General features: G+C 54.3%; 10 protein-coding genes. 5 read left to right on the top strand and 5 right to left on the bottom strand.

Annotated features, from left to right (window positions below; translation table 11 throughout):
- The first annotated feature begins 193 nt into the window (after positions 1 to 193).
- From WA318_RS08175 to WA318_RS08195, 5 genes are all read left to right on the top strand, one after another.
- Entirely contained in the window at positions 194 to 640 is a 447-nt protein-coding gene (locus WA318_RS08175; RefSeq protein WP_336080546.1) for a VOC family protein, read from the top strand.
- A gap of 201 nt (positions 641 to 841) precedes the next feature.
- Positions 842 to 1,495, top strand: coding sequence for a Crp/Fnr family transcriptional regulator (locus tag WA318_RS08180; RefSeq protein WP_336080547.1), 654 nt, complete (start codon positions 842 to 844; stop codon positions 1,493 to 1,495).
- Positions 1,496 to 1,714: 219 nt separating this feature from the next.
- Positions 1,715 to 2,599, top strand: a complete 885-nt coding sequence (locus WA318_RS08185) for an MBL fold metallo-hydrolase (RefSeq protein WP_336080548.1) — start codon at positions 1,715 to 1,717, stop codon at positions 2,597 to 2,599.
- 18 nt (positions 2,600 to 2,617) lie between these two features.
- Entirely contained in the window at positions 2,618 to 4,291 is a 1,674-nt protein-coding gene (locus WA318_RS08190; protein WP_336080549.1) for a TIGR01244 family sulfur transferase, read from the top strand.
- Between the two features lie 58 nt (positions 4,292 to 4,349).
- On the top strand, positions 4,350 to 6,134 hold the full coding sequence (locus tag WA318_RS08195; protein WP_336080550.1) for a SulP family inorganic anion transporter: 1,785 nt from the start codon (positions 4,350 to 4,352) through the stop codon (positions 6,132 to 6,134).
- 59 nt (positions 6,135 to 6,193) lie between these two features.
- Here the strand turns inward: WA318_RS08195 and WA318_RS08200 are convergent, their stop codons facing one another.
- The 5 genes from WA318_RS08200 to WA318_RS08220 all read right to left on the bottom strand — a co-directional run bounded on the left by WA318_RS08200 (position 6,194) and on the right by WA318_RS08220 (position 12,169).
- A complete protein-coding gene (locus WA318_RS08200; protein ID WP_336080551.1) occupies positions 6,194 to 7,375 on the bottom strand; it encodes a benzoate/H(+) symporter BenE family transporter in 1,182 nt (393 codons plus the stop codon).
- Between the two features lie 140 nt (positions 7,376 to 7,515).
- Positions 7,516 to 8,679 carry a peptidoglycan -binding protein gene (locus WA318_RS08205; protein WP_114098705.1) on the bottom strand — a complete coding sequence of 388 codons (1,164 nt, stop codon included), beginning with the start codon at positions 8,677 to 8,679 and terminating at the stop codon, positions 7,516 to 7,518.
- Positions 8,680 to 8,683: 4 nt separating this feature from the next.
- Positions 8,684 to 9,868: a flagellar motor protein MotA gene (locus WA318_RS08210; RefSeq protein WP_336080552.1), complete on the bottom strand. Its 1,185-nt coding sequence runs from the start codon at positions 9,866 to 9,868 to the stop codon at positions 8,684 to 8,686.
- Positions 9,869 to 9,880: 12 nt separating this feature from the next.
- Positions 9,881 to 11,092 carry an OmpA family protein gene (locus tag WA318_RS08215; RefSeq protein ID WP_336080553.1) on the bottom strand — a complete coding sequence of 404 codons (1,212 nt, stop codon included), beginning with the start codon at positions 11,090 to 11,092 and terminating at the stop codon, positions 9,881 to 9,883.
- A 267-nt stretch (positions 11,093 to 11,359) separates the two neighbouring features.
- Positions 11,360 to 12,169, bottom strand: a complete 810-nt coding sequence (locus tag WA318_RS08220) for an inositol monophosphatase family protein (protein WP_220150324.1) — start codon at positions 12,167 to 12,169, stop codon at positions 11,360 to 11,362.
- Positions 12,170 to 12,200: the final 31 nt, after the last annotated feature.

The raw sequence follows: 12,200 nt of genomic DNA on the forward strand, positions 1-12,200 counted from the left end.
AAACGCCTGATTGCATCGGTTGACGTTGGGTCAACTTATTATTTACTTATTTCAGTACCGATTTGCGCGCAATATAATTGCGTCTCTGTTGCGATGCGAAACTTCACGGCATGTCGAGTCCGGGCTCGGATACGCAAAAGGACCGTGTTAAAGTGGTACGGGTTTTGGGTGCTCTGATACCGAGGAGCATAATATGGAACAGCGTGTATCGCTGATTACTTTGGGGGTGGCCGATCTGGACCGGTCACGTCGCTTTTACGAGGACGGCCTTGGCTGGAAAATGACCGAGATGGTCGAAGGCCAGGTGGTTTTCTATCAGTTGTCCAATGGCCTGGCACTTGGTCTTTTCGGTCGCGAAGACCTGAAAAAGGATGGGCATTTTGATGATGATACCGGTGCGACATTTGCCGGGCTGACCCTGGCCTATAACGCGCGCAGCGAAGAAGAAGTCGATCTGGTCATGGCCGATGCAGAGAAGGCCGGAGCAAAAATTCAGAAACCGGCCGAGAAAGTTTTCTGGGGTGGTTATTCCGGCTATTTCCGTGATCTTGACGGACATGCTTGGGAGATTGCCTTTAACCCGTTTTGGGAAATTGATCCTGCAGGGAATTTGATCATTCCTCCCAGCAAGGCGGAATAGCACTTGCCAGGGATAGAGGATGCGAAAGAGGGCAGTGCGTGGGTGCTGCCCTTTTTTATGTCCGGATTGCGTCAAATGGCATGGGGGAATGGACTGCAAGGTTGCATCAGCGGGAAATTCGTTTTACACAACTTGGATGTATTATTGGTCGCATTAAAATGAGCGATCAATAGTTGTACGCTAAACAGGGGGATCAGGATCGTGAGTTGGATCGACCAGTTTCAGGGTCTTTCGCGTTTGCCTGACGCCATTCGAAACTATCTCCTTGAAGAAAGCAAGATCGTTACGGTTCCGGCCAATACGGTCATTTTTGGCCCGGGAAAGTCGCCAGAAAATTTGTTGTTATTGCTCGAAGGAACCGTTCGGGTACAGCAAACGTCAGATGCCGGACGCGAAATTGTTTTATATCGGGTGCATGCCGGGGAAAGTTGCGTCCTGACCACCGCCTGCCTTCTGGCCTATGAGGACTATTCCGCAGAGGGTATCGCCGAGACACAGACCCGCGCCGTCGCAATACCCAGAGCAGCCTTTGACAAACTGGTGTCTGATTCCATCGAGTTTCGCCAGTTTGTGTTCACCGCCTATTCCAAACGCATCACCGACCTGTTTGTTGTGATCGAGGAAATTGCCTTTCGCAGACTTGATATCCGACTGGCACAGAAGCTGATTGAACTTTGTGGGGCTGAGGACACAGTACTTTCAACCCACCAGAAGCTGGCAGTCGAACTGGGAACAGCCCGCGAAGTCGTGTCGCGGCAATTACAGGAATTCCAGCGGCGCGGCTGGATTGAGCAGACCCGTGGCACAATAAAACTGATCGACCGTAACGAGATCGGCAAGCTTGCAAAAAGCTGATGTCGCAATGTTTTCCGGCTTTTGCAGGATATTTTTATTAATACATCATGATGTTTCGTTGTTTGGTGACAAGGTCACTGAACACCTAGGCCAGAATGCATAAAATGAACGGCATAACATGATGATTTGTTCGGAAAAGCACCGAACAGGACTCATCCCAACCTTGTCTGTCCTGCGCTGTGAACCGCAACTTGCAGGCCGTACTGTTTAGGAGGAATTATGTCTGATTACCCGGTAAACATGTCTGTAAATCCAGTCGTATCAGCATTCTTTGATCCTGATACCAACACGATCAGCTATGTGGTCAAGGACCCGGAAAGCAACGCCTGTGCTGTTGTTGATTCCGTGATGGACATTGACTATGCGGCAGGCCGGATCAGCTTCGACCATGCTGACAAGATCATTGCCTTCATCAGGGAAAATGATCTCAAGCTTGAATGGATTATCGAGACCCATGTTCATGCCGATCACCTCTCGGCAGCGCCATATATTCAGGAAAAGCTGGGTGGCAAGCTTGGCATTGGTTCACAAATCACCGTTGTGCAGGACACCTTTGGCAAGGTGTTCAACGAAGGCACCGAGTTCCAGCGTGATGGCAGCCAGTTCGATCGTCTGTTCGAAGATGGCGACACCTATCAGGTCGGTTCGATGACCTGCTTTGCGATCTACACGCCGGGACACACGCCGGCATGCATGGTCCATGTCATGGGTAATGCCGCCTTTGTGGGCGATACATTGTTCATGCCGGACGGTGGTTCAGCACGTGCTGACTTCCCCGGCGGGGATGCGGGAACTCTCTATGACAGCATTCAGAAATTGCTCGCGCTGCCAGACGATATGCGTTTGTTCATGTGCCATGACTATGGTCCGAATGGCCGGGAAATCCGTTGGGAAACAACGGTCGGCGAGGAAAAGCAGAACAACATTCATGTTGGTAACAACAAAACCCGCGAAGAGTTCATCGCCTTCCGTACCGAGCGCGACGCGCAGCTTGATATGCCGCGTCTGATCATTCCGTCTCTTCAGGTCAATATGCGTGCGGGACGACTGCCAACCGATGAAAGCGGTCATCAGGTTCTTAAAGTGCCGGTCAACGGCCTGTAATTGTCGGGAGGATCACCCATGGATACCAGAAAGATCAGTGACGGGATTTCGGTCAGTCCGCAAATCACGCCAGATGATGTCAGCGAGATCGCCAAACTTGGCTTTCGGTCGATCATTTGTAACCGGCCGGATGGCGAAGGCGCGGATCAGCCGACCTTCGACGAAGTTGCCAGAGCCGCTGTCAAGGCAGGACTGGAAGCACGCTATCTTCCGATTGTGTCGGGAAAGGTAAGTGATCGTGATGCCGATGATTTTGGTCAGGCGCTTGATGCATTGCCAAAACCGGTATTTGCCTATTGCCGGACCGGAACCAGATCGGCAACGCTCTGGTCGCTAAGTCAGGCGACCCGTCTTGGTGCCAGTGAAATTCTGCGCGCAACCAAGGCCGCAGGCTATGACATGGGCGGCGTTGTTCGCCGTATCGTTAATGGCGGCAAAACTCCGACCGATAATGGCGATGCCCGCTACGATGTCGTTATTGTCGGTGGCGGGGCTGCGGGGATTTCCGTTGCGTCAAGTTTGCAGGCCCGCCGTTCGGGGCTTGAAATTGCAATCATTGATCCGGCCGACATCCATTATTATCAGCCGGGCTGGACGATGGTGGGCGGTGGTGTCTTTGATGCAAGCACCACGGCACAGACGATGGGATCACTGATCCCGAAGGGTGTTCACTGGATCAAGGCGGCTGTTGCTGCATTCGAGCCAAAGGATGATGCCATCGTTCTTGATGGTTGCCGGGTGGTTAAGTATGGCCGTCTGATCGTCTGTCCCGGGCTGAAACTTGACTGGCATCGTATTGAAGGTCTGGTCGAGACATTGGGCCGCAATGGTGTGACGTCGAACTATCGCTATGATCTGGCGCCTTACACGTGGGAACTGGTATCGTCGATGCACGAAGGCGAGGCGGTGTTTACACAGCCCCCGATGCCGATCAAATGCGCCGGTGCCCCGCAAAAGGCGCTCTATCTGTCGGGCGATCACTGGTATCGCAATGGTGCGATCAACAACATCAATATCGGGTTTTATAACGCCGGTGGCGTGTTGTTCGGCGTAAAGGACTATGTCCCGGCACTTGAGAAATACATCGACCGTTATGGCGCAGAACTGAATTTCTTCCACAATCTTGTGGCGATTGACGGTGTTGCGAAAAAGGCCTGGTTTGATGTGGTCAAACCAGATAGCGCGGTCCAACGGGTCGAGAAATCCTTTGATATGATCCATGTCTGCCCGCCGCAAGTCGCACCGGACTTTATCCGGGTGTCACCGCTGGCGGATGCTGCAGGATGGGTCGATGTTGATCAGTCAACGCTGCGTCATAAAACCTTTGCCAATATCTGGTCGCTTGGCGATGTGATGAATGCACCCAACGCCAAAACGGCCGCCGCTGCGCGCAAGCAGGCACCTGTCGTTGCGGAAAATGTTGTCGCCGATATCGATGGCAAATCACCGATAGCACAATATGACGGTTACGGTTCCTGTCCGCTTACGGTCGAGCGTGGCCGGATCGTTCTGGCCGAGTTCGGATATGGCGGCGCACTGCGACCATCCTTCCCGAAATGGCTGATTGATGGCACGCATCCGTCACGCCTTGCATGGTTGCTTAAGGAAAAGATCCTGCCTCCGATTTATTGGAAAGCGATGCTGCGCGGCAAGGAATGGATGGCAAAGCCGGAAAAGATTTCTGCCAACTGACCAATGATGTCGGGGGCGCTTGTCGCCCCCGATTAACTCTGATCGAAGAGATCAATCGATGCTTTTGAAGTCGTTTGTAAAATATATTCCCGTCCTGGATTGGGGGCGGCGCTATGATCGGACCGCGTTCGGGAATGACATGGTCGCTGCCATCATTGTGACGATCATGCTGATCCCGCAATCGCTGGCCTATGCGCTTCTGGCAGGCTTGCCACCCGAGGCTGGGTTATATGCATCGATTGTACCGATCATTCTCTATGCGATCTTCGGAACCAGCCGCGCGCTTGCCGTCGGGCCGGTTGCCGTCGTGTCCCTGATGACGGCGGCCGCCATCGGCAATGTCGCCCAGACGGGAACCATGGGCTATGCCGTTGCTGCCCTGACACTGGCGGCTTTATCTGGTGCCATTTTGCTGACGATGGGGGTGTTCAAGCTTGGTTTCCTTGCGAACTTTCTGTCTCATCCGGTAATCGCGGGTTTTATCACGGCATCGGGCATCCTCATTGCCGCAAGTCAGCTCAAGCATATTCTGGGTGTGAATGCCGGTGGTCATAACCTTTGGGAAATGGTGATGTCGCTGGTCGACCATCTGCCATCGACCAACCTGATCACGTTGCTGATCGGCGGGATGGCGACCGTATTTCTGTTCTGGGTTCGCAAGGGGCTCAAACCTGCCTTGCGCAAGATCGGCGTTGGTGCACGTCTTGCAGATGTCATAACAAAGGCGGGTCCGGTTGCTGCCGTCGTGGTGACGACATTGGCAGTCTGGAAATTCCAGCTTGCGGATGCCGGGGTGAAAATCGTTGGAGATGTACCGCAAAGCCTGCCACCACTGACCATGCCGGATTTTTCGATTGGTCTGGTTTCCGATCTTCTGATTCCGGCACTTCTGATTTCGGTGATCGGTTTTGTTGAATCGATCTCTGTGGCCCAGACGCTGGCTGCAAAACGTCGTCAGCGGATCAATCCGGATCAGGAACTGATCGGTCTTGGCGCGGCAAACCTTGGTGCCGCTTTTACCGGTGGCTATCCGGTAACCGGGGGCTTTGCGCGCTCTGTCGTGAATTTTGATGCCGGTGCCCAAACGCCTGCTGCCGGGGCCTTTACCGCAGTTGGTCTTGCGATTGCCGCGATTGCGCTGACCCCGCTGGTTTATTTCCTGCCAAAGGCAACTCTGGCTGCGACCATCATTGTGGCGGTGCTATCGCTTGTGGATTTCTCGATCCTTAAAACCAGCTGGCGCTATTCCAAGGCGGATTTCGTTGCTGTTCTGGCAACCATTCTTCTGACCCTTGGTTTCGGGGTTGAGGTCGGTGTGACGTCCGGGGTGGTGCTGTCGATTGGTTTGTTCCTTTACAAGACATCGCGTCCACATATTGCGGAGGTTGGTCTGGTTCCGAGTACCCAGCATTTCCGCAATATCAAACGCCACAAAGTGATCACTGATCCCTCGGTTCTGACAATCCGGATTGACGAAAGCCTGTATTTCGCCAATGCCCGTTTCCTTGAAGATTACATCCTTGATCGTGTAGTCGGTGATGACCGGCTCAAGCATGTCATTCTAATGTGTTCGGCGATCAACGAGATTGATCTGAGTGCCCTTGAATCGCTTGAAGCGATCAATCACAGACTGGATGAAATGGGGATCACCCTTCATCTGTCCGAGGTCAAGGGCCCGGTGATGGATCGCCTGAAATGTGCCCATTTTCTTGATGAACTGACCGGGAAAGTCTTCCTGTCGCAATATGACGCGATGAGTGATCTGTATAAGGCGCCGCTGGTCTCCGTCGCCTCAGTCACGCAAGAAGATGGCGATGAAAAGCCTGCGTCAAAGGCTGTTTGATCGCCACGATAAAACGACAAAAGCCCGGCATTGCGTATACCGGGCTTTTGTTTTTTGGGTCAGGCCTTTCGTTTCCCAAGGTGGGTCAGCAGATAAATCAGCCCCCCAGCGAGCAGCCCCCAGAACGCACCTGAAATCCCGTAGAATGTCAGTCCGGCGGCCGTAACGATAAAGGTCACAGCCGCAGCTTCGCGGCCATCTTCTTCCTTGAAGGCTGCAACGGTTGATCCGGCAAAAGCCCCGATCAGGGCAAGCCCGGCAACTGCTTCGATAAGGATGCTTGGTGCCAGACTGACAAAGGCGGTGACCAGGCCGGCAAGCAATCCGAAGACGATATAGAAAACACCGCCCGAAATTGTTGCCCAGTAGCGTTTTGATGGGTCAGGATGGGCGTCCTTGCCTGCACAAAGGGCCGCCGTAATTGCAGCAAGGTTAACCGCATGTCCGCCAAATGGTGCGGACAATAGTGAAAAGATACCGGTTACGGTGAAAAGAGGACCCGGCGGTGTATCATAATCATTGGCCCGCAAAACAGCCGTCCCCGGAATATTCTGCGACGCCATGGTGACAATGAACAGCGGCAGGGCAATACCGATCAGGCCGCTTAACGTGAATTCCGGTATGACAAACTCGACCGGCGGGGCGATTGAGTTACCAAGATCGGCAAGGGCGCTTTCCGGAAATTCCACGCCAAAGATCATGACGGCAATAAAGGCCAGAAGAGCCGCAGGAACCGCCAATAGACGATTGAAACGCCCGACGACCAGCCAGGCAACGGCAATTGGCAGACCAAGCAATGGATTAAAGGCAACGGCCTTGACCGGCGCAAGGCAAAGTCCCAGCAGAACACCGGCCAGCATCGCATTGGCCAGCGGGGCAGGGATGCCCGCGACCGCGCGACCCAATGGACGCCAGACACCGCTTATAACGATCAGGATGGCACAAACGATGAAAGCCCCGACCGCAACAGCAAATCCCCCGTCAACTGCTCCGGACGTCGCCAAAAGTGCTGCTCCGGGCGTTGACCATGCAATGCTGATCGGCATGCGGGTTTTGAGTGACAGGACGATCGCACATAGACCCATCGAAACCGAAAGCGCCATAAGCCCGGACGCCGCCTGTTCGGGCGATGCCCCGACGGCAGTCAATCCCTGTAAGACAACAGCAAATGAACTGGCAAACCCGACAAAACCGGCCAAAAGGCCCATGAAAATACTTTGAGGCGAAATATCCCGCAGCATGATGGCTCCGACATCTGACTATTCTGAGTTGCGCGATGGCGCGGTTTTCGAACCTAGCGGGAAGTTCTTGATTTCACCACAAAAATAAAGGTCCCGAAGCTCTTGGCTCGGGACCTTCATACGTGGTTATGTTTTTTTGATCAGCGTTCCGTGATTTTGAACTCGATACGCCGGTTTCGGCGATAGGCGATTTCATCATCGCGGTTATCAAGGGGCTGATATTCACCAAAGCCCGCTGCAACCAGACGATTTGGCGGAACACCCTGATCAATCAGGAACTTGACCACCGAGATGGCGCGCGCGGCTGAAAGTTCCCAGTTCGATGCGAATTTCAGGTTCCGGATCGGCACCTTGTCGGTGTGGCCGTCAACGCGCATGACCCAGTCAATATCGTCGGGGATATCCGCCGCAATGGTTTTAAGCGTCTCGCCAAGTTTGGCGAGCTGTTCCTGACCGCCTTCGCCCAGATCCGCAGAACCCGATGCAAACAGGACTTCTGACTGGAAGACAAAGCGATCGCCAACCACACGGATATCCTGACGGTCGCCAAGGACCTCGCGCAGGCGGCCAAAGAATTCCGACCGGTATCGCTGCAATTCCGCGACCTTGGTTGCCAATGCCGCGTTCAGGCGCTGCCCCAGATTGACGATCTGGGCTTGCTTGTCGGCATTTTCACGTTCGGATGCTTCAAGGGCTGCTTCGATTTTCTGCAATTGCTGGCGCAGTGCCAGCATCTGCTGGTTCAGCGCGGCAACCTGTGCCTGTGCCTCGGTGCTCAGGTTTTTCTGGGTTTCCAGTTCGGCCGCACGCGATGCCAGAAGGGCAGAAAGTTCTTCGATACGGGCATCCTGATCCGATATTTTTTCTTCGCTGTTGCTGCGCAGTTCGGAAAGCTCGGTTTCCTTGTCTTCAAGTGATGCAAGGGCAGCCAGAAGCTTTTTCTCGATCTCGTCAGCCGAAAGCTTGGCATCAGAAAGCTGCGTCGCCAATGCAGCCGCGCGCGCCTTAAGATCATCACGCTGGTCACTGGTGTTGGAAAGTTCAGTGGTCAACTGGGTTAGTTCCAGTTCCATCCGCTGGTTATTTCCACGTTCAAGCGACAAAAGATTGGTCAATTCATTGACCTGTGCAGTCAAATCACTCAGCGCTTCATCACGACCCGAAAGAGCCGCGCCAAGATAGACCTGCGCAATCACGAAGATCATCAAAAGAAAGATGATCACCATCAACAATGTTGCCAGCGCGTCAACAAAGCCCGGCCAGGTATTTACATCGCGGTTACGACGGCGCGAAAGCCCGATCATGCGATCAGCCCTCCTCGGCGATGGCGGCGATGGTACGGGCCAGAAGTTTGATTTCGCTTCTGATTTCCTGTGTGGATTGCTGGCGGCCGATGGTCAGTTCTTCGGCGACACGGCTCAACTGGTTGTCAAGCGAACGGATATGCGCACGCGTGTTGTCATCAATGCCAAAGCTGCCCATTTTCATGGAGTCTGCAAGCTGATCAAGAACCGGTTTCAGATGCATCTGGTTTTCGGCCAGCTTGACCATCAATTGCTGCTCGGCTTTCATCTGATCGGTGAGGGTCGACAATTTGTCAGCAAGATCAATCAGGGTGTTATGCGACTTGATCTGCGAGCTTTCAGAACGCTGGATCGAGTTCTGCAAGCCTTCCATATTGTCAGCCATCTGTTCGATCAGGGCCGAAAGATAGGCCGGAACCGATTGTTCGCCATCCGAAAGTGCGCTGCCCGAACCCAGACGGGTAAAGCTTGAAAGCCATTCTTCAAGATCATTGAAGAAACGGTTCTGTGCCTGACCGGCCTGCATATCAAGAAGGCCAAGGGCAAGCGACCCTGCCAGACCAAACAGTGATGACGAAAACGCTGTGCCCATACCACTTAGCGGTTCAGACAGGCCTTCCTTAAGATCGGAGAACCAGAGATCAAGGTTCGACCCGCTGCCGACATTGACATTCCCGATGACGTTCGCAACCGAGTTGACGGTCTGAAGCAGGCCCCAGAACGTGCCGAGCAGGCCAAGGAACACCAGAAGTCCCACCACATAGCGCGACAATTCGCGGCTCTCATCAAGGCGCGAACGAATGGAATCAAGGATCGTCCGGGTCGATGTGGTCGAAAGCTGCGGACGATCGCGGCGCTGTTCGGCCATCATGCTGGCCATCGGGGCCAGAAGTTTCGGCGGAACCTGTGATGTCAGGCCCGGACGTGACCGACGGAAATCCTCGATCCAGGTTACTTCCGGTGACAGGCTTGCCGCCATGCGGAAGGTATAAACAACCCCGACCACAAACACGCCAAGGATCAGACCATTGAGAACAGCATTGGCCATAAAGGCATCAGACAATGTAGGGAACAGCAATGCGCCGACCCCGACGATAATGGCAACAAAGATTGCCATACGTGTCAGATAACTTCCGGGTTTGGTAATGGGCAGGACCGTGCCTGCACCATTGGCCGAATGACTGCTCATGACGGATTAATCCTAGCGTTGAACGGTTTTGATATCGACGCGATCAGCAGGGCCGGATGGAACGTTCGAGCCAAGGGCACGAACATCAATGCGCGTGGAGCGCACGCCCTGATCGATCAGATAGGAACGGACCTGAAGTGCACGCGAAAGCGACAGTCGACGCGCCTTTGACGCATTCGCCCCGTCACCCTGCGCATAGGCCTGAAGCTGAATGCGAAGGCTGTCATCTTTGTTCATGGCGGCGATCACCTGATCAAGCTCGCTTCTTGCCTGACTGCTGAGCTCAAAGCTGTCGGCGGCAAAGCCCAGGCTGTATTCATCGCCACCACTTGCAGGCATCGGTGCCGGTGCAGTGCTTGCGGGCGGAATAGCGGCTTCCTCAGCAACTGGTTGCGGTGCCGGTGCCGGTGCCGGTTCGGCTTTCGGTGCGGCTTCTGCCATCGCCGGTGCAGACTGGGTCGTATCAGGTGAGGGTGCCGGTGCAGGCGGAACTTCGGTGCTTTTGGCGATCGGTTCAACCACTGGCGCACTTGGTGCAGCGGGTGCTGGGCTGTCCTCGGACAGAAGCGGCGGGGCCTTTGGCGGTTCAATAACTTCGGCTGTTTCGGCCGCCGGCGCTGCAGTTGGTGCTGCAACCGGTGCTGCTGCCATGGTCGGTGCCGCAGGTGCAGGTTCCGGCGCCGGTTTGGTCAAGGGCGTTGGCGTATTTGATGCGCTGCTTTCTGCCATAACCGGTGCGGCCGGTTTGCTGCGTGGCGCAGACGTCGGTTCAGGCTGTTGCAGGGCAATGGTCTGGTTTGCACCATCATCCATTGCCGCCGATGCACTCACGCCCGGAACTCCATAAAATTCGGATCGGCTTGGAAATGCGTTGCCACTGCCTGCACCATCAATAACAACGGTTTCATAACCACTGTCATAGCTGCCCGATGCAGAGGCACCGGCGAACTGGTCGCCTGCAAGGAACTCGGATTTCGGTCTGGTTTCCGGGTAAATCAGATCTCCACCGGGCATCACGATATGTTCGCGCGAAACGGTTGGCGAAAGATATTGCGGGACGGTCGGCTGATCGCCAAACCCGTCTGCGACATCCCAGTTTACCTGTACGCTATTATCAACCGAGACGGGGGAGTATTGCTGTGCGGATGCGTCACTGCCATAGAACACGCCGGTTCCCAGTGCAGCTGCCATCGCAAGCACGGAAATATTGGAATACCCCTTCATCAAATCGCAGGCCCCTTAATACCCTGTGTTTGAAATCGTTTTATAACGTTTTTCTTTTTCACACAGTTTTGTGTCGATCGTTAGGCACCCGCAAAAATTTACCGAATGCCGCCCCTGTTGTCTGGCAGCCCGTTCAAAGGCCACTCAGTACCAAGCACCATAGCTTAGAGACAGGTAATGGACAACCGCTTTGACCGATAAAGCAAAAGGGGCACTTCGGTATTTTCCGAAGTGCCCCTTTCAAAAAACGGTAATAAAAGCGGGATGTTAGTCCGTGATCGCTTTCTTCAGCGTTTTAGCCAGAACCGGCTGGATATAGTCGTTGGCAGCAACGACGCTACCGGTGCCAAGCATGTTGGTACCACCGTTAATATCGCGGACATAGCCACCAGCTTCGGTCACGATCAGAAGGCCTGCTGCGATATCCCACGCATTGATGTGGGACTCCCAGTAACCGTCGTAACGGCCTGCTGCGACATAAGCCAGATCAAGAGATGCAGCACCCATGCGACGAACACCTGCACAACGATCCATGACCGAATGCAGCTGTTTTTCAAAGGCAGCATGATCGCCATGGCCAAGATGGGGAACGCCACAAGCCAGAACGCATTCGTTCATACGACGGCGGCCGGAAACACGCAGGCGACGGTTGTCAAGAAACGCACCAAGGCCTTTTTCCGCCCAGAAGCACTCATCCTTGGCAACGTCATAGATCATGCCAGCGATGATTTCGTCCCCTTTCTGAAGGGCAACCGAAATGGCAAAATGCGGAATGCCATGCAGGAAGTTGGTGGTGCCATCAAGCGGGTCGATGATCCAGCGATGTTCCGGATCGGATCCCTTGACCTCACCGCCTTCTTCAAGCAGGAAGCCGTAACCCGGACGGGAACGTTCCAGCTCTTCACGCAGGCGTTTCTCGGCACGGTGATCAGCCGCAGATACGAAATCTGCCGGGCCTTTCATCGACACCTGAAGGTTTTCGACTTCACCGAAGTCGCGTTTCAGTCCATAGGCTGCTTTTTCAACAGCCTTGTACATAACGTTGATATTCGCAGAACGACGGGCGGCGCCTCGCACGGCATATCTCCCGGTGTTTGAATTAAAGGGA

The sequence above is a fragment of the Thalassospira sp. CH_XMU1448-2 genome (assembly GCF_037027285.1).
Classification (GTDB): domain Bacteria; phylum Pseudomonadota; class Alphaproteobacteria; order Rhodospirillales; family Thalassospiraceae; genus Thalassospira; species Thalassospira profundimaris_C.